Annotated in this window: 18 protein-coding genes and 2 pseudogenes; 13 read left to right on the top strand and 7 right to left on the bottom strand. The window is 60.5% G+C overall.

The window, feature by feature from the left end:
• The 4 genes from GKZ67_RS04990 to GKZ67_RS04980 all read left to right on the top strand — a co-directional run bounded on the left by GKZ67_RS04990 (position 1) and on the right by GKZ67_RS04980 (position 2,492).
• On the top strand, positions 1-1,143 hold the full coding sequence (locus tag GKZ67_RS04990) for an MATE family efflux transporter (protein WP_254245069.1): 1,143 nt from the start codon (positions 1-3) through the stop codon (positions 1,141-1,143).
• Positions 1,140-1,403 carry a hypothetical protein gene (locus GKZ67_RS23055; RefSeq protein WP_254245068.1) on the top strand — a complete coding sequence of 88 codons (264 nt, stop codon included), beginning with the start codon at positions 1,140-1,142 and terminating at the stop codon, positions 1,401-1,403. Before GKZ67_RS04990 ends, GKZ67_RS23055 begins: the two co-directional genes overlap by 4 nt.
• Positions 1,404-1,504: 101 nt before the next feature.
• Positions 1,505-2,068 carry a DUF922 domain-containing protein gene (locus tag GKZ67_RS04985; protein ID WP_173241398.1) on the top strand — a complete coding sequence of 188 codons (564 nt, stop codon included), beginning with the start codon at positions 1,505-1,507 and terminating at the stop codon, positions 2,066-2,068.
• Positions 2,061-2,492 carry a tRNA-binding protein gene (locus GKZ67_RS04980; protein WP_317172243.1) on the top strand — a complete coding sequence of 144 codons (432 nt, stop codon included), beginning with the start codon at positions 2,061-2,063 and terminating at the stop codon, positions 2,490-2,492. The genes GKZ67_RS04985 and GKZ67_RS04980 overlap by 8 nt, the downstream gene beginning before the upstream one ends.
• Here GKZ67_RS04980 and GKZ67_RS04975 read toward each other — a convergent pair.
• On the bottom strand, positions 2,428-2,814 hold the full coding sequence (locus tag GKZ67_RS04975) for a DUF4296 domain-containing protein (RefSeq protein WP_173241397.1): 387 nt from the start codon (positions 2,812-2,814) through the stop codon (positions 2,428-2,430). The two genes, GKZ67_RS04980 and GKZ67_RS04975, sit on opposite strands and share 65 nt — an antisense overlap.
• A 48-nt stretch (positions 2,815-2,862) precedes the next feature.
• On the opposite strand from GKZ67_RS04975, the gene GKZ67_RS23050 reads away from it, so the two are divergent.
• From GKZ67_RS23050 to GKZ67_RS24390, 5 genes and pseudogenes are all read left to right on the top strand, one after another.
• Positions 2,863-3,390 (top strand): DUF58 domain-containing protein, encoded by a 528-nt coding sequence (locus tag GKZ67_RS23050; RefSeq protein ID WP_254245067.1) that lies wholly within the window; start codon positions 2,863-2,865, stop codon positions 3,388-3,390.
• Positions 3,321-3,776: a hypothetical protein gene (locus tag GKZ67_RS23045; RefSeq protein WP_254245066.1), complete on the top strand. Its 456-nt coding sequence runs from the start codon at positions 3,321-3,323 to the stop codon at positions 3,774-3,776. Before GKZ67_RS23050 ends, GKZ67_RS23045 begins: the two co-directional genes overlap by 70 nt.
• A 42-nt stretch (positions 3,777-3,818) precedes the next feature.
• A complete protein-coding gene (locus GKZ67_RS04965; protein WP_173241396.1) occupies positions 3,819-4,739 on the top strand; it encodes a hypothetical protein in 921 nt (306 codons plus the stop codon).
• An 82-nt stretch (positions 4,740-4,821) separates the two neighbouring features.
• A pseudogene (locus GKZ67_RS24395) lies at positions 4,822-5,121 on the top strand (Sir2 family NAD-dependent protein deacetylase); the annotation flags it as partial.
• A 146-nt stretch (positions 5,122-5,267) separates the two neighbouring features.
• Positions 5,268-5,510 (top strand): hypothetical protein, encoded by a 243-nt coding sequence (locus tag GKZ67_RS24390; RefSeq protein ID WP_317172242.1) that lies wholly within the window; start codon positions 5,268-5,270, stop codon positions 5,508-5,510.
• A gap of 19 nt (positions 5,511-5,529) precedes the next feature.
• On the opposite strand, the gene GKZ67_RS04955 is transcribed toward GKZ67_RS24390, so the two are convergent.
• Positions 5,530-6,222, bottom strand: a complete 693-nt coding sequence (locus GKZ67_RS04955; protein WP_173241395.1) for a TIGR02117 family protein — start codon at positions 6,220-6,222, stop codon at positions 5,530-5,532.
• Positions 6,223-6,297: 75 nt separating this feature from the next.
• On the opposite strand from GKZ67_RS04955, the gene GKZ67_RS04950 reads away from it, so the two are divergent.
• Complete coding sequence (locus tag GKZ67_RS04950) at positions 6,298-6,711, top strand: hypothetical protein (protein WP_217278687.1); 414 nt, start codon at positions 6,298-6,300, stop codon at positions 6,709-6,711.
• Between the two features lie 82 nt (positions 6,712-6,793).
• Here the strand turns inward: GKZ67_RS04950 and GKZ67_RS04945 are convergent.
• From GKZ67_RS04945 to GKZ67_RS04935, 3 genes and pseudogenes are all read right to left on the bottom strand, one after another.
• Positions 6,794-7,782 (bottom strand): annotated as a pseudogene (locus GKZ67_RS04945) (aldo/keto reductase).
• 289 nt (positions 7,783-8,071) lie between these two features.
• Positions 8,072-8,884, bottom strand: a complete 813-nt coding sequence (locus GKZ67_RS04940; protein ID WP_410505058.1) for an IS5 family transposase — start codon at positions 8,882-8,884, stop codon at positions 8,072-8,074.
• A gap of 220 nt (positions 8,885-9,104) precedes the next feature.
• Entirely contained in the window at positions 9,105-11,384 is a 2,280-nt protein-coding gene (locus GKZ67_RS04935) for an aconitate hydratase (RefSeq protein WP_173241394.1), read from the bottom strand.
• A 220-nt stretch (positions 11,385-11,604) separates the two neighbouring features.
• On the opposite strand from GKZ67_RS04935, the gene GKZ67_RS04930 reads away from it, so the two are divergent.
• The 3 genes from GKZ67_RS04930 to GKZ67_RS04920 all read left to right on the top strand — a co-directional run bounded on the left by GKZ67_RS04930 (position 11,605) and on the right by GKZ67_RS04920 (position 16,027).
• Complete coding sequence (locus GKZ67_RS04930) at positions 11,605-12,963, top strand: peroxiredoxin family protein (RefSeq protein ID WP_173241393.1); 1,359 nt, start codon at positions 11,605-11,607, stop codon at positions 12,961-12,963.
• A gap of 248 nt (positions 12,964-13,211) precedes the next feature.
• Entirely contained in the window at positions 13,212-14,660 is a 1,449-nt protein-coding gene (locus tag GKZ67_RS04925) for a M48 family metalloprotease (protein WP_173241392.1), read from the top strand.
• A gap of 470 nt (positions 14,661-15,130) precedes the next feature.
• Positions 15,131-16,027 carry a universal stress protein gene (locus GKZ67_RS04920; RefSeq protein WP_173241391.1) on the top strand — a complete coding sequence of 299 codons (897 nt, stop codon included), beginning with the start codon at positions 15,131-15,133 and terminating at the stop codon, positions 16,025-16,027.
• 105 nt (positions 16,028-16,132) lie between these two features.
• Here the strand turns inward: GKZ67_RS04920 and GKZ67_RS22455 are convergent, their stop codons facing one another.
• A complete protein-coding gene (locus tag GKZ67_RS22455; protein WP_217278686.1) occupies positions 16,133-16,267 on the bottom strand; it encodes a c-type cytochrome in 135 nt (44 codons plus the stop codon).
• Positions 16,268-16,272: 5 nt separating this feature from the next.
• Positions 16,273-17,523 (bottom strand): cytochrome b, encoded by a 1,251-nt coding sequence (locus GKZ67_RS04915; protein WP_217278685.1) that lies wholly within the window; start codon positions 17,521-17,523, stop codon positions 16,273-16,275.

Raw genomic sequence — 17,523 nt, 5'->3', positions numbered from 1 at the left:
ATGCAATCTATAAAATCCCATCTTCGCCCTACCCTGCTGTTAGCTTATCCCGTGGTGCTCAGCCAGCTCGGCCATATACTGGTGGGCGTGTGCGACTCGGTGATGGTGGGCCACCTCGGCAAGCTGCCGCTCGACGCCGTAGGCATGGGCGTGAGCTCAACCACGCTGCTGCTGGTGCTGGGCCTGGGTATCAGTATGGGCGCGGTGCCGCGCGTGGCAGCCGCCAACGGGCGCGGCGATAAGGAGGCGCTGGGCCGGCTGCTGGTGGGCACCGTATGGCTGAATACGCTGGTGGGCGTGCTGCTGGCCGGCTTCAGCCAGCTGCTGCCCCACCTGCACCAGGCACCCGAGGTGGTGGCGCTGGCCACTCCCTGGGTGCGCGTAGTGGGCCTGTCGCTGCTGCCGCTGATGGTGTTTCAGGGCTTTCGCGAGTGGGCCGAAGGGCTGGGGCTGACCCGCCAGGCCATGCAGCTCTCCATTGCCGCCAATGTGCTCAATGCCCTGCTGTGCTATGCCCTTATTTTCGGCCATTTCGGGGCCCCACGCCTGGGGCTGATGGGCGCAGCCTGGGCCACGCTCATTGCCCGCATCGGCATGGCCCTGCTGATGGCGCAATTTGTATTGCGCACCCAGCTGCTACGGGCCAAGCGCCCGGCCACTATGGCCGAGTGGCTACGGCCCGGCCTGGCCGAGCTGCGCGGGCAGCTGGCGCTGGGCCTGCCCATCGGCGTGCAAATGATGCTCGAAGTAGGCGCATTCAGCTTTTCATTTTTAATGATTGGCTGGCTTGGCGTTACGCCCCAGGCGGCCCACCAGATTGCCATAAACGTGGCCTCGGTGACCTATATGGCCGCCACGGGCATTGCGGCGGCGGCTACCATTCGGGTGGGCAACCTGCGCGGCAGCGGCGATATGGCCGGGGCCCGGCAGGCCGGCTTTGCTGCCTACTGGCTGGCGTTTGGGTTTATGGGCACAATGGGCCTGCTGCTGGTGGTGTTGCGGCATAGTATTCCTTCTTTTTATAATACCGACCCGGCCGTGGTAGCGCAGGCGGCCACGCTGCTGGCCATTGCGGCCGGCTTTCAGGTATCTGATGGCTTGCAGGTGGTGGGCCTGGGTGCCCTGCGGGCCTCGAAGACGTGAAGGTGCCCTCGGTGGTAGCCCTGCTGGCTTACTGGGCCATTGCCCTGCCGCTGGGCTACGGCCTGGGCTTTGGGTGGGGGCTGGGGGCGCCGGGCATCTGGCTGGGCCTGCTCACGGGCCTGAGCCTGGTAGCCGGCGTGCTGCTGCTGCGCTTTCGCCGCGAAAGCCAGCCGGGCAACCCGCCTGCCAAAGCTAGCAGCCCCGCGCAAGCGCTTATCAAGGCGGAAGAATTGCTGGTGCTGGGCCAGCCAGCTGGCTAATTGCGGAACTCAGAGCCAGGTGGCAGTTGTCAGGGAGGCACTGGTTTACCAGCAGCACGGGCCCTACCCGCTGCTTTTATTTCTACCCTTACAACTTCTTCATGCGCATCACCTGGCCTGAAATTTTGTTAATAGCCCTTTGCGCAACCGGCCCGGCCGCCGCGCAGCAGGTGAAGCTGCCGGCTGGGGCCATCCGTTGGTCGGCCAACCGCCCGCTCACCGTGGCTGATTTTAAAGGACGGCCCAAAACGAGCGATGGCCACGCCGCGCTCACCTCGGCCAACATCAACACCGGGGCTACCTGCCACGCCAACGTGTTTTCGGGCACGGCCCAGGCCAGCTTCGACCCGGCTACGTCGTGGGTGCGCGACCCAGCCCGCATGACGCCCGCCCTGCTGCGCCACGAGCAGCTGCACTTCGATATTGCCGAGGTATATGCCCGCCGCCTGCGTCAGCAGCTAGGCGCGCTGCGGGTTGCCTGCGACCAGCTGGGTACTACCTTCGACCGCGTAAGCCAGGCGGCCTACTCGGCCTGGCAGCAGGCCGAAGATGCCTACGACCGCGATACCAACCACGGCCTCCTGCACGAGCGCCAGGCCCAATGGGAAGCCCAGGTGCAGCAGCAGCTCCGCGAGCTGGCCCCTTTTGCCGAAAAAGATGCCTGAGCAACCTGCTGCTGACTTGATAAGCGTAGCTGATTTTGAGCGGGTTGCTCTGCACGTGGGCACCATTGTGGAAGCCCGTGAGTTTCCGCAGGCCCGCCGCCCGGCCTACCAGCTGCTCATTGACTTTGGCCCCGCAATCGGCCTGAAAAAATCGAGCGCCCAGCTCACGCATCATTACACGCCCGCTACGCTGCAGGGCCGGCAGGTGCTGGCCGTGCTCAATTTTCCGCCCCGCCAGATTGGTCCATTCCGCTCGGAAGTGCTGGTGCTCGGGGCCCCGATGCTGATGGCCACACGGTGCTCGTGGCCGTGGCCGCGCCAGTGCCCAATGGCAGCCGTATTTACTGAGTTGCGGCGCGCTACGGATGCTTCACCGTGGGCTGGCCGCCCATGCGCTTTTGCTGGGCATCAAGCGAGTCGATAACGGCGGCATAAATATCGTCCAGGTCTTTTTTGTGGGAAGCGTAGTAGTAATAGCTGCGCTGAAAAGAAGAATCCTCTTCGGCGATACCGTAGTGCCAGAGTATGTCGCGCTGCATGCTTAGAAACTGCGCCCGGCTGGAATCGGGCGAAAAGCGGCCCGATTCCAGCCGGGCTTCCAGCAGATGAAACCGGATAAGCAGGCTAACCATCTGCTGCTTGGTCAGTAGCTTAGGTGGGGGTTGCACCTCTTCGGGGCGGGCACAGCTACCCAGGGCCAGTAGCAGGCCCAGAGCCGGAATAAAGGAGGTCAGCGGCGATTTCACCCCCAAAAATAGCTCCGCGCCGTAGCTTCGTCTCTCAGCCTGCCCACCATGCCGCCCGCCGCCCCGCCATCTGCCCAGCTTCCTGCCAGCCTTACGGCGCTGGTGCGCCGCCTGCGTCACCTCGAAATAAGAATGCGCCAGGCAGTTGAGGCCCAGCTGCAGGGCAATTTCGGCTCAGTATTTCGGGGCAACGGCCTGGAGTTTGACGACGTGCGCCTCTATCAGTATGGCGATGAGGTGCGGGCTATTGACTGGGCCGTGAGCAGCAAGGGCCACGGCACCTTTGTAAAAACCTACAAGGAAGAGCGCGAGCAGCAGGTGCTGGTTGCCCTCGACGTGAGCGCCTCGCAGCGCGTGGGCGGCGGCCCCGCCGGCAGCCAGTGCAAGCTCGACCTGGGGCGCGACCTGGCCGGGGTGCTGGCGCTGGCCGCCGCCCGCCAGGATTCGGCGCTGGGAATGCTGGCTTTTTCGGACCAGAAAGAGCTGTACCTGCCCCCGCCAAGGGCTTGCGGGCGGCCTACGCCCTGCTGCAACGCCTCTATGGGCTGCGGCCGGCCTCGGAGCATACCAGCCTGAGCGCGGGTATCCGCCAGCTGCTGGGCCTGCTGCGCCGGCGCAGCCTGGTTATTCTTATCTCCGACTTTATCGACGAGAGCTACGAGCGGGAGCTTAGCATGCTGGCCCGGCAGCACGACCTGGTAGTGGTGCAGCTGGTGGCGCCGCAGGAAGCCGCTTTTCCGGCGCTGGGCATTGTGCCTCTGCGCGATGCCGAAACCGGCCTGCTGCGCTGGGTCGACACGTCGGCCCCGGCTTTCCAGAGCCAGTACCGGGCCCAGACCGAAGCCCGGCAGCTGGCCCTGCGCACCCTGTGCCGCCGCCAGCGCGTGAGCCTGCTGCTGCTGCGTACCGACGAAGACTTTGTGCCGCAGCTGGTGGGGCTGTTTCGGCAGCGGCGAAGATAAATTATGTTTTTAATATATAATGAAACAACTATATTATGCCGTTTGCGCTCCTGTCGGCGGCTTGCCCTGCTGCTTGGGGTAAGTACCGGTGTGGGCATAAGCGGGGCCGCAGCGGCCAGCGGGCCGGTGGGGCGGTTTTCGCGGGCCGTGGTGGAGGTTGGCCAGCCCTTCGACTACGTGCTGAGCTACGCCCACGACCCGGCCGAGGAGGTTATTTTCCCCGACTCGCTGGCGGCCTTTGGCTCGTTTGAGTACGTAGGGCGGCGCTGGCTGCCTACCCGCACCGAAAACGGCCGGAGCTTCGACCAGGCGGTGTACCGGCTGCGGACGTTCTCGCTGGCCCCGGTTCAGGCCCTGCAGCTGCCCGTGCTGGTCTTGCACGAAGCCGGTGATACGCTGCGGCTGCTGCCACCGGCTACGCAGGTGCGCCTGCACCGCGTGGCCCCTACCCTCTTCACATCCGAGCATGCGGGGCTGCCCCGGCTGCGCACCAATTATCAGCCCCTGCCCCTGCCGGCAGCGTTTAACTATCCATTCTGGCTGGCGGGCCTGGCGGGTGCCCTGGCGCTGGCCGGCGTGGCGTGGGCCCTTTACGGCCGGCGCTGGCGCCAGCGCTATAGCCGCTACAAGCGCCGCAAAAACCACCTGTATTTTCTGACGCAGTTTGCCCGCAACGCCGAACGCTTTACGCTATCCCGGTCGGCCCCGCTCGTGGAGCGTACGGTAGTACTCTGGAAAAACTATCTTTCCAGCCTCGAAAATACCAACCTCAGCTCTCTCACTACAAAGGAGTTAACCCAGTATTTCCAAAATAACGAAGACGTGCGCCGCGCGCTACGGACCACCGACCGCGTTGTGTATGGCAACCTGCTCAGCGAAGATGCGCAGGAGGTTGACGCCGCCTTTCAGCGCCTGCGCGATTTTGCCGAGCGCCAGTATGAGGTACTCCTGAATGGCCAATAGCTGACGGCCGCACAGGGCTTGGATTAGGTGAGGCCAGCCGTAATTTTGCTTATTCACCAGTACTTACCCCACTAGCAGCAGCATGCCTTATCTCGTAGCACTTACCGGCGCGGGCGTATCGGCCGAGAGCGGCATCCGTACGTTTCGCGACACCAATGGCCTCTGGGAAGAGCATCGTATCGAGGACGTAGCAACGCCCGAGGCCTTTGCCCGCAACCCGGCGCTGGTGCTCGATTTTTATAACAAGCGCCGCGCGCAGGCCCGCACCGTAGCACCCAATGCGGCCCACCTGGCCCTTGCCGGCTTTGAGCAGGCGCCGGGCTGGACGGTCAGCATTATTACGCAAAATGTGGATGACCTGCACGAGCGGGCCGGCTCTACGCAGGTGCTGCACCTGCACGGTATGCTGACTAAAATGCGCTCGGTGAAAAGCGAAACCACCGTTTTTGACTGTCCGGGCGACATTGAGGTGGGCGACCTGGCCCCGACGGCGGCCAGCTGCGCCCGCACATCGTGTGGTTTGGCGAAATGGTGCCTGCCATTGAGGAAGCCGCCGAGCTGGTGGCTACCGCCGATGTGCTGCTCGTTGTGGGCACTTCCCTGCAGGTGTACCCGGCGGCCGGGCTGCTGCACTACGCGCCCGCTGGCTGCCCGGTGTACGTTATCGACCCGCACCAGCCCGAGGTAAGCGGTCGCCGCCACGTACAATATGTGGTGCAGCCGGCAAGCATCGGCGTGCCGCAGGTGCTGCAGGAAATTGGGAATAAGTAACTGCTGACTCCCACCTCTGCTACCGGTACTGGTAAAGAATTCCGGTATCAAAAGGCGTCCAGAGGCTGGCTTTCTGGCCACTCACCTTCAAGCCGTTATTTGTCCAGGTGTTGCAGGTATTGAGGATGCTGTAGCGGTTGTTGGCTTCGTAGAACGCATCGTGAGCGGCGTAGCTGTGGCCGGGCAGCCAGGTAAACTGGCCGGCGGCATCGCGACGGAAGCTTTTTTGAATATAGGCAATCAGCTGCTGGTATTGCGTGGGCGTGAGGTGCAGCGCTACGCACTCGGGACCGGGCTGCAGGTCGGCCTCGCGATAGAAGGTGGTGTGCATGGCCGAAGTACTCAGCCAGAAGCCAGCCTTGATAGCCGTACTGGCTTTGAGCTGTGCCCAGGTTGGGGTATCGAGATAAAACCCCTTATCGCCCCACCCGATGCCGATATAGTGATAACTCGTATCGGCGGCCTGGGTGTTGCCATACGGCAGCTGCTGGCTCCAGTCGATAAACCGGGTTCTGACGGGCAGCACCAGGTCGGTATGCACCCCGTTGGAGTAGATAAACAGCGGGATGGTGGCCGGCTCCGTAGTCGGCTGCTTGGCCACCGGAATACGCGACAGCACATACGCCGAGCCCAGATACAAGCCCACGGCCCCGACCAGCGCACCCACCGTGCAGGCAGTTATTTTGAGCGATTTGCGCAGCAAAGGTGACATAAGCAGTGGTAGTTTTACTGCTAGTACGCTATTTCACTAAAAGTAACCCGCGCCGCAGCGCGCTTTGCCGGCCCAATGGCTCAGCCTTTCGAAGAAGAAGTTTATGCCATTCCGGCCAGATACCGGCAGATGGAGAATACCCACATCCTGTTCTGGCTACTCAAAGACATCAGCTGGTGCATGGTCTGGAAACCACTGGGAATCTTGATGATAGCACCTACGCTGGGTATTGCCCTGGTCATTGCCTGGCGCACCCGCACCCTCAAGGCGGAGCTGGCCCACAACCTGGCCATTGTATTCTGGATTTCAGCTAACTCTTACTGGATGCTCAGCGAGTTTTTTGGCTTCGACACGGTGCGCATCGGCACCATTACGGACGGTAAGCACCTGTCTATCATTCCGTTTGGTATCGGGTTAGCCATTCTGGCGTATTACTACCTCGTGCAGAAACCACAGGAAAAGCGAGCGGCGCAGGTGGCTACGCTGTGAAATAACCAATTGAAAAAGAACGTCCTGCTCATCTGGCGGCCGCTTGTTGAAGCAGGACGTTCTTTCTATATAAACCGCCTTTTTACCACAACTGATGCACGAGCGGCCGAATCATCCGGTCGTAAATACCGCGCACGGCCGCCATCTGCTCACTTGTCAGAGTCGGCAGCTCTTCTGTTTTCAGGTTGGAAAGCAGCTGCTCGGGCCTGGATGCACCCGGAATAATGCAGCTTACCTCCGGAAACATCAGTATCCAGCGCAGGGCTAGGGGGCTAGCTGTGGCTGGCCAGGGAAGACCTTTTTCAACTCCTCAACTGCCGCCAGACCGGTGTTGTAGTCCACGCCCGCGAAGGTTTCGCCCTTATCGAACGCCGCACCGTCGCGGTTGAAATTACGGTGGTCGTCTTTGTTGAAAGTCGTTTGGGGCGAAAACTTACCCGTGAGCAGCCCGCTGGCCAGCGGCACCCGCACAATCAGGCCAACATTGCGCCGCTGCGCCTCCTTGAAAAACAGCTCGGCCGGCCGCTGCCGAAACATATTGAAAATCACCTGTACGGTAGTCACGTTCGGGTATTCGATGGCCTTGAGGCCCTCCTCCACTTTCTCCACGCTCACGCCCAGGTTAAGAATTTTGCCTTCCGCTTTGAGGCGGTCAAACAGCTCAAATATCTCGGGTCGGTAATATACTTCGGTGGGCGGGCAGTGCAGCTGCACAAGGTCGAGGGCATCGAGCTGCATGTTGCGCAAGCTGTCTTCGACGAAGCCGCGTAGCGCGGCGGGCTGGTAGGCGTCGGCCGTGTGGGGCTGCAAGCGCCGGCCGCACTTGGTAGCGACAATTATCCGCTCGCCCGAGCGACTGCGTACGAGCCGGCCCACCGCTTTTTCGCTTTCCCCATCGCCATACACGTCGGCCGTGTCGATGAAGTTGATGCCTGCATCCACGGCGGCATTCAGAATATGGTCGGCATTGGCATGGCTGAATGGCTCGCCCCACTTGCCGCCCACCTGCCAGGTGCCAAGGCTAATTTCAGATATGGAGAAGCCGGTTTTGCCAAGAGTGCGGTAGTTCATAAGAATTGAAAAAGTGATTATTCCCTAACTCCTATTGCCGCCGCAAGTTGCATCCGTGGTACTAAAGTCGTTTACTAACTGGCGCGAGTTTAGGCGCAGCCGTAACTCGTGCCGATTATACTGTGGAGGTTGTACCTCCACTGCCGTGCCAGCGGCAAGGCGGGACCGCGCCGCTGGCTTCGTTCTACTACATCGTTCTATGGGAGGCACAGCCTCCCCCGAAAACCTGTCACGAGTTACGGCTTCGCCTAAACTCGTGACAGGTTTAGAGTGTAATGTCATTTAGAGTCTATCCGAAAAATAAGAGGGAGTGTCGCCAGATGGTGTTGGCGCAGGCCAAGTGCAAGAACGCTTCATAATTGGCCACTTTCTTTTCCCAGCGGATGAGCAAGCGGCGAAAGCGGTGGAACCAGGCATGGGTGCGCTCGACGACCCAGCGGCGGGCACGGTAATGCGGGGTCCGGCACTTGTCAGCTTCTTCGCCCCGGCCCAGGATGTGGACGCGGTAGCCCCAGCGGGCCAGCAGGCGGCGAATGGCCTCGGCATCGTAGCCCTTATCGGCGCAGAAACCGGGCGCAAAATCGCCTTCGGCCGGTGGGGGCAGCACGGGCATCGAGCCGAGCACGGCCTGCACCTGAGTGACTTCGTGTACGTTGGCCCCGGTGACGGCCACGCCAATGGGTAGGCCCTGGGCTTCGGTCAGCACGTGGCGCTTGACGCCGCCCTTGCCCCGGTCGGTGGGGTTGGGGCCAACGGCCTCGCCGCCAAGCGGGGCCTTGGTCTGGCAGGCGTCGAGGCACTGCCAGTCCCAGTCCAGGCGGCCTTCGGCCTGCAGCTGGACCAACCCGCTGGTCCAGAGTTGCTTGAACACCCCAGCACGGGTCCACTCCTGGAACCGGTCATGGACCGTGGAGGCCGCCCCCAGGCACCGCGGCAGGGCTTTCCACTGCATCCCCGTACACAAAATGTAGTACATGGCGAAGAACATCTGGCGGTCACAGGCACGTGGCCGGCCCCGCTGGCCAAGGCCGCCGGGCACGGCCGGCAGCAGCGGCTCGACGGCGGCCCACAAGGCCGGCGAGGGCAAAAAATCGGCATGAATCGTAGCTTCGTAGTCGGTTGTAGTCGGACGCAACGGGAATCTTGCAAGGTGTGGTAACCCCAAAATTCTCGCGTCTGGCTACAACTTTCTTATTTTTCGGATAGGCTCTTAGCTCGTTTTTTAGTCGTGCAATTATTTCTTGAATAGTCATTGAGATAGAGCAAAAACGGCCGCCCCGGTTTCCCCAGGCGGCCGTTAAAATAATCAGCAATAACGATATTTACACTGCCACGCCCTGCGCCTGCAGCTTAATCAAATTCAGAGCCGAGCCGGCTTTAAACCAGCCAATCTGGCCTTCGTTGTAGGTGTGGTTGACGGTGATGAGGTCGGTGTCGCCGTCGGAGTGGCGCAGGCGCACTTGTAGCGGCTGGCCGGGAGCGAAGCTCGTGAGGCCCAGGATGTCAATCTGGTCATCTTCTTCGATAAGGTCGTAGTCGGCCTTATTGGCGAAGGTGAGAGCCAGCATCCCCTGCTTCTTGAGGTTGGTTTCATGAATCCGGGCGAAGCTTTTCACCAGCACGGCGCGCACGCCAAGGTGGCGGGGCTCCATGGCGGCGTGCTCGCGCGAGCTGCCTTCGCCATAATTCTCATCGCCTACCACAATCGAGCCGATGCCTATGCTCTTGAGCACGCGGGCGGCCTGGGGTACCGGCACGTAGGGCGAGCCCTGAGTACCGCTGTCCTTCACGGCGTTGGTTTCGCCGGTGTAGGCGTTGGTGGCGCCGATGAGCATGTTATTGGAAATATTATCCAGGTGGCCACGGAACTTAAGCCACGGGCCGGCCATGCTGATGTGGTCGGTGGTGCACTTGCCGAGCGCCTTGATGAGCACCCGCAGGCCCAGCAGGTCAGTACCTTCCCAGGGCTTGAAGGGCTCCAGCAGCTGGAGACGGTCCGAGTTACGGTCTACCAACACCTGCACGGTGCTGCCATCGGCCGCCGGGGCCTGGAAGCCCGCGTCTTCTACGGCAAAGCCGGCCGGGGGCAGCTCTACGCCGGTAGGCTCATCAAATTTCACCGCGCCGTTTTTGCCGGGCAGCGTGTCGGTGAGCGGGTTAAAGGTCAGGCTGCCGGCGATGGCAAACGCCGTTACGATTTCGGGCGAAGCCACGAACGCGTGCGTGTTCGGGTTGCCGTCGTTGCGCTTGGCAAAATTACGGTTGAAGCTCGTAATGATAGAGTTACGGCGCTTGGGGTCGTCGGTGTGGCGGGCCCACTGGCCGATGCACGGCCCGCAGGCATTAGCCAGCACCACGCCGCCCATCTCGGCGAAGGTGTCGAGCAGGCCGTCGCGGGCCACGGTGTAGCGCACCTGCTCCGAGCCGGGCGTGATGGTAAACTCAGCGGCTACGTGCAGGCCCTTGTCCACGGCCTGCTTGGCAATGCTGGCGGCGCGGGTAATGTCTTCGTAGCTGGAGTTGGTGCACGAGCCGATGAGGCCCACTTCCAGCTTCTCGGGCCAGCCGTGCTCTTTTACGGCGGCGGCAAACTCCGAAATCGGCCAGGCGGCGTCGGGCGTAAACGGGCCGTTCACGTAAGGCTCCAGGGTATTGAGGTCAATCTCGATGAGCTGGTCGTAGAAATTGGCCGGGTTGGCGTACACCTCGTCGTCGGCGCGCAGGTGCTGGGCCACGCCTTTCGCCATGTCGGCAATGTCGGCGCGGTCGGTGCTGCGCAGGTAGTCGCCCATCTTTTCATCGTAGCCGAATACCGAGGTGGTAGCCCCGATTTCGGCGCCCATGTTGCAGATGGTGCCTTTGCCGGTGGCGCTCAGGCTTTCCGCGCCTTCGCCGAAATACTCCACAATGGCGCCGGTGCCGCCTTTTACGGTCAGAATACCAGCTACTTTCAGAATCACGTCTTTGGCCGAGGTCCAGCCGCTCATCTTGCCGGTCAGCTTCACGCCAATCACCTTCGGGAACTTCAGCTCCCAGGGCATCCCGGCCATTACGTCCACGGCATCGGCGCCGCCCACGCCAATGGCAATCATGCCCAGGCCACCCGCGTTGGGGGTGTGCGAGTCGGTGCCAATCATCATACCGCCGGGGAAGGCGTAGTTTTCGAGCACTACCTGGTGAATAATGCCCGCGCCCGGTTTCCAGAAGCCAATGCCGTATTTATTCGAAACCGATGCCAGAAAATCGTAGACTTCCTTGTTCTCGTCGTTGGCCACGGCGAGGTCTTCGGTGGCCCCGTCCTTAGCCTGAATAAGGTGGTCGCAGTGTACGGTGGAGGGAACGGCCGTTTTGTCCTTGCCGGCCTGCATAAATTGCAGCAGCGCCATCTGGGCAGTGGCATCCTGCATGGCTACGCGGTCAGGGGTAAAATCGACGTAGCTTATGCCGCGCTGGTAGGAAGCGCCGACTTTGCCCCCGTAGAGGTGAGCATAAAGGATTTTTTCGGTGAGCGTGAGCGGCCGGCCGACGGCCGTGCGGGCGGCTTCGATGCGCGCGCCGAGGCCCGCGTACACGGCCCGAATCATATCAAGGTCAAACGCCATAAGGAGGAGAGTGGGGTTGTTAGCTTAGGCGCAAAAGTAACTGGCAGCCCAGGCAAATTGGTAGTATCCGGTTGATTTAGGAGTGTACTTAGAAATCTTCCAAATAGAATGCTGGTTGGAGAGGCACGCTGTGCGACTTTTACGCCGATTCGGCACGAAGCAGCCACCTCTTATAACCAAGTGGCGCCGGTGCTAGTTTTGGCGGTTCTACTTTGCTTTTATGAAATCTCTCTGTTTGGTCTTTCTGGCAGCTACGCTGCTGGCCGGCTGCAACTCGTCTACCACTTCGGGCTCGGGCGCAGCGGGTGCCACTTCGGCCGCCGCGCTGCTCACACCCGGCCCCTGGCGCGGCGAACTGGCCACGCAGGGCCAGAAAATTCCGTTTTTATTCGAGGTAAAAACGGAGGCCGGCAAGCCCGTAGTGTACCTTGTTAATAAAGGGCTAAACGGCGAAGAGCGCCTGCGCTGCGACGAAATCTCGGCGGCCGGCGACTCGACAACGATTAAGCTGCACGTATTTGATGCGGCGCTGGTGGTGCGCGCCGATGGCCAGGATAAGCTGAAAGGCGTGTGGGTGAAATACGACAGCAAGACGCCATATCGGGTGCCGCTGGTGGCTACCGCGGGCGCGCAGCCACTTTTTGCTGGGGCAGATAGTAAAAATGCAGGAAGCTTTTCCGGAACCTGGAAAGTTGTTTTTGCTGACAAAGCTGATAACTCCTCTTATCCTGCGGTTGGAATTTTCCAACAAAAAGGTGCAGAGGCAACTGGCACTTTCCTAACCACTACGGGAGATTATCGCTACTTAAGTGGGCAGGTATTGGGCAGCACTATACGAATGAGCACTTTTGATGGTAGCCACGCTTTCTTATTCACTGGCGAACGCCTGTCGAAAGAAACAGTGCAAAAAGAAGTAACAGTAATTGATGCAGTAACTAAGGTCCCTGTTGCTTTATCAAGTGAAAAATATAGCGACGAAATCACGGGTGACTACTACTCCGGCAAATCGGGCCACGAAACCTGGACGGCTACCCTCGACCCCAAGGCCAAGCTGCCCGACGCCGACACGCTCACCTACCTGCGCAAGGGCGAGTCGCGGCTGAATTTCAAGTTTCCGAGCATCGTGGCGGGCAGCAGCATCTCCCCTACCGACCCCAAGTACCGGGGCAAGGTGGTAGTGCTGCAAATTCTGGGCTCGTGGTGCCCCAACTGCATGGACGAAACCACTTACCTCGCGCCCTGGTACGAGCAGAATAAGGCGCGCGGCGTGGAGATTATCGGCCTGGGCTACGAGCGCAGCTCTGACTACCAGCAGGCGGCCAGCCGTTTGCAAAAGATGAAGCAGCGCTTCAACATCGGCTACGACCTGGCCGTGGCGGGCGTGTCGAACAAAGACTCGGTGGCCAGGTCGCTGCCGCAGCTGGCGAAGTTTCTGGGTTTCCCAACCACCATTTTTCTGGATAAAAAAGGCGTGGTGCGTAGCATCCGCACCGGCTTTTCGGGGCCGGGCACGGGGCAGTATTACGAGGAAGAAAAAGCCCACTTTAACCGCACGGTGGACAAGCTGCTGAAAGAATAGCGAGCAGCAGTTAAGACACTACACGAAACATTCATCTTCGCGCACCGTTTTAAGCGCCACTGTCCGGCTCGCGGATGGTGGCGCTTTTGTTATGGAGCGTCCTGAAAGCTTTTAATGTAGGATTTAGCACAGTTTCCAAGACAGTGGAGGGTGCGGGCTGCAGGCCAAGCTCTACCCCACCTGGGAACCGCGTTAGCTTTTTCGACCTGGCAATTTGAAAAGCCAGAATTTTCACATTATATTCATTAATGACTATATTCTCCCGCCGCGCGTTGCGCCCCACTACGCTGCTTTTGCTGTTGCCGCTGGCCAGCGCTACGCCGGCCAGGCCAGCCAAACCGATTGGGGTCATTCCTTACCTGAATACGCCGCTGCAAGGCGCTCAGCCCGACCCGCAGGTGATTGCTCAGTTTGGGATGTACAATAATCCCAGGCTGCAAGCTTACATCACGCAGCAGGGCAAGCGCATGACGGCCATTTCGGACCGGCCCGGTGACTACGGTTTTACCATTGTCGATTCGCCGGTTATCAACGCCTTTGCCACGCCCGATGGGCACGTGTACTTCACGCGGGGCATCATGGCCTATTTCAACGACGAGGCGCAGTTTACCGGTGTGCTGGGCCACGAGCTGGGCCACATTACGGCGCAGCACGGCAAAAAGCAGCAAACACGCTCCACGATTACCGGCATCGGGATGCTGCTGGGCTCGGTGCTGGCTCCGCAGGTGATGCAGTCAGTTGGCGGAATTGCGCAGCAGGTAGTGGGCCTGGGGATGCTGAAATACAGCCGCAACGATGAAAATGAGGCCGATGGCCTGGGCGTTAAGTACTCGACCAAAGTTGGCTACGATGCCTCGCACATGGCCAGTTTTTTCCAGACCCTGGAGCGCACCGAGCAGCAGAGTGGCAGCAGCGTTCCCACGTTTCTTTCTACGCACCCCAACTCGGCCGACCGCTACCAGCGCGTGAAAGGGCTGGCCGCGCAGGCCAGGCAATCGCTGGGCAAAACCACGCTGCTGGTAAACCGCGACAGCTACCTGCGCTCCATCGAAGGGCTGCCCTTCGGCGATGACCCACGCCAGGGCTTCGTGGAAAGCGGCGTGTTTTATCATCCTGAGCTGAAATTTCGCTTCCCCATTCCGGCGGGCTGGAAATCGGAGAACTCGCCCGAGCAGTTTCAGATGTCGGAGCCCAACGGCAAGGCGCTGCTGGCCTTTACGGGCGTCAGCGGCAGCTCGCTGGACGAGGCGGCCCAAACCCTGGCCAAGCAAATCGGCGTAACGGCCGGCAACGTGCAGCGTACCACTATCAACGGGTTCCCGGCCCTCACCTTTGAAGGCGACCAGGCCGCTTCGCAGAGCCAGGCCACGCCGGCCCATGTGCAGAGCTACATCTTGCAGGATGGCAAGTCGCTGTTTGCTTTTGTGGGGTTGGCTACGGCCGCCTCCTTTAGCACCTACGCGCCGCAGTTTGCCAGCGCCGTGCAGGGCTACCAGCGCCTTACCGAGGCCAGCAAGCTCAACCGGCAGGCAGAGCGCATTCATATAAAGCAGGCCCCGGCCGCTACCACGCTTTCGCAGGCCCTCACGGCCAACGGCGTGCCCGCCAAACGCCTCGAAGAAGTCGCTATTATTAATGGGATGCAGCTAACTGACCGCCTGCCGGCCGGCACCTTGTTTAAGGTGGTAGGCAGGTAGACCTACTCGTTGCCAAACACCCTGGCTTCTGCCTGGTCTACCCGAAAGAGGAGGGCTATCCCTGCTTTTTGATGCCTTCTGCTCTTTATGTACTTGTGCAGAGGTAACCAAGCAGTCATTAAAGAACGTCCGGCTGACCGACAGGAAGCCTCGCTACCGCTCCCATTGAATGGACCCGGATGAAGCGGCAGAGATGCTTCGACAAGTGGACGCCGAAGTAACATATAATAAATATATAATATTATTATTAACATTAACCTGGAGCGGTTTTGGAATCAGTGAACAGCCGCGTAAACTAACGTGCGGACTGAAAGTCCGCCCTACGATACCATGACTAAGAGGCTGAAGCTGAATATTGGATGAGCTATAAATAATTTTTAATCAGGAGCTTATTGTTTCAATGCCATCTACCGTAGAAGGGGTAGCGGTGGCAGTGGCAACCGCTTTTGACTCTTTTAGCCCCAAGCCGTATGAAAAATATCCTGGTTCCTACCGATTTCTCGCCCGAGGCTCATCATGCCTATGAGGTGGCTTTGCAGCTAGCCAAGCATACAGGCGGCAACGTGACGCTGCTTTATGTGCTGGAAGGCCAGGAACCCACGGAAACGGGCAATTTCAGCACATTTGGCGCACCCGTTCACGGCGGCATCATGCCCAACAGCGGCGGCGGCAACAGTGGTATGCAGGGGCTCTTTGTGCTGAAATTGATGCAGGCCACCAAGCACCGGATGCACATACTGAAAGACGAGGCCGCCACCCTGGCCGCCGACGTGCCGGTACAGGATACGGTAGAAGTGGCCGACCTCAGCGATGGCATTCTGAGGGCCATTCAGAAACACGGCAGCGACCTGGTGGTGATGGGTGTGCAAAACCACGGGGGCACCGAGAACTTCTTTCTGGGCTCGCATGTCGAGCGCACTATTCGCCTGGCTCCCTGCCCGGTACTGGCCGTGAAGCCGCCGCAAGCCGCCTTCGACATGCGCACCATCGTTTTTCCATCGGACTTTTCGGCCGATGCCGATAGTGCTTTTGCGGGCCTGCAACCCGTGCTGACGGCTTTCCCAGACGCTACCCTGCACCTGTTGCACGTAGCCACGAATGGTAATGATGAGGCAACCAAACAGCAGATGCAGGTATTTGCCAAGCGCCATCAGCTCACGCATTGCCAGGTAGCCTCGATAAATGCCGATGAGATAAGCACGGGTATCGAGCAGTATGCCCAGCAGGTACAGGCCAGCCTGGTAGTACTGCCCACGTATCACCACTCCGGCCTGAGCAGCTTCCTGCACGCCGGCATTGCTGATATCGTGGCCACACATGCCCTGCCACCCGTACTGACCTACCACTTTATGCAGCCCGGCGCGTAACGGCCGGCCGTAAGTACCTAGGCCACTGGCACAGGTACTTACAGCATTTTTTTAGGCGAAGTATGGGATGACGTATTGGGAACTGCTCCAACTGCGGCGCATTGCCTACTTGCGCGTGCCCAAAAATGCGACCAGCGCGGCCAGCTCCTTTTTAGAAACCACCCCGCCATAGGCGGGCATGTTGCCGCCGCCGTTCACGATGCGGATTTCCAGCTCGCCGGGCGTGAGGCGGCGGCCCACCTCCGTTAGCTCGGGCCGCGCCGGCCGCCGTGGCCGTCGATGAGGTGGCAGTAGAGGCAGCCTTTGTTGTAAAATAACGCGCTGCCGGCCACTACCTGCGGGTCGCTGGAATGCACGAGCCCAGCCGTGAGCGGCTGGGCCGTAAACTTGGGCGACCACGGTGCCTGCTCGCCCAGCAGCAGCAGTGCCCCTACAAACACCACTACGCACAACGAGCCAAACACCGCCCAGGGCCGCCGCAACGGGCTGCGCTCGCCCGCGTTCGACACGAAGGGCAGCGCCAGCAGCCCTATCACGGTGAGGATAGGACCGATAAAAATGACGTAGGACTCTATTTTGGCGGGCATGAGCGCAAAAAGCGCGAACACGGGCAGCAGGTACCAGTCGGGGGCCGGGTTGGTGTTGATGGTGGCCGGCGAGGGCGGCGTGGTTAGCTCAGGCGGGCCATACAGCAGGGCCAGCCCGAAGATGCTGAGGATAACGACGGCCCCAAACAGCGTGTCGCGCCAGGCAGCATTGGGCCAGAAGGGCACGCCCACTTTCTTCAGCATGGCCTGGTACCACTGCCGGTAGGTTTTGGGGTCGACGGGCCGGCCAGCCACCGGCGGCTCCGATACGCCGTTGCGGATAACCAGGTAGAGGTGAAAGCCCACCAGCCCCAGCAGCAGCCCCGGGAACAGCAGCGTGTGGTAAGAGTAAAACCGGCTCAGCGACTGCCCACCGATGGTATCGCCGCCCAGCAGCAGCCGCGCCACGTAGGTGCCGATAACCGGAATGCGCCCCACCTGCTCGGCCGCCACCACCGCCGACCACACGCCATTGGAATCCCAGCGCAGCAGCTGCCCGGTGAAGCCCATCGCCAGGGTCAGAAACAGCAGAAATACCCCGCTTATCCAGCTCATCTCCCGCGGAAACTTGTAGGAGGCCGTGATGTACACCCGCATCATATGTACGCCCACCAGCAGCACCATGCCCGACGCCCCGAAGTAATGGATGGCCCGCAGCGTGCGCCCAAACACCGCCTGGTGGGTAATAAACTGTAGCGACTGATAGGCTTCCGACGAGGTAGGCTGGTAAAGCAGCGTGAGGGCTAACCCCGTAACCACCTGCAGGATAAGACAAAACATCGCCGCACTCCCAAACACGTAGCTCCACTTGGCCCCCGGCGGTACCAGGTGCCGGGCCAGCGGCATAATCGTATCCGAAATCCCCAGACGGTCGTCCAGCCAGGCCCCGATAGAGCGTAAAATCTTCAT

It is taken from the genome of Hymenobacter sp. BRD67 (genome assembly GCF_013256425.1).
In the GTDB taxonomy this organism is placed as follows: domain Bacteria; phylum Bacteroidota; class Bacteroidia; order Cytophagales; family Hymenobacteraceae; genus Hymenobacter.
Note: the sequence above shows the minus strand (reverse complement) of the source record. Positions and strands in the feature narration are given on the sequence as shown.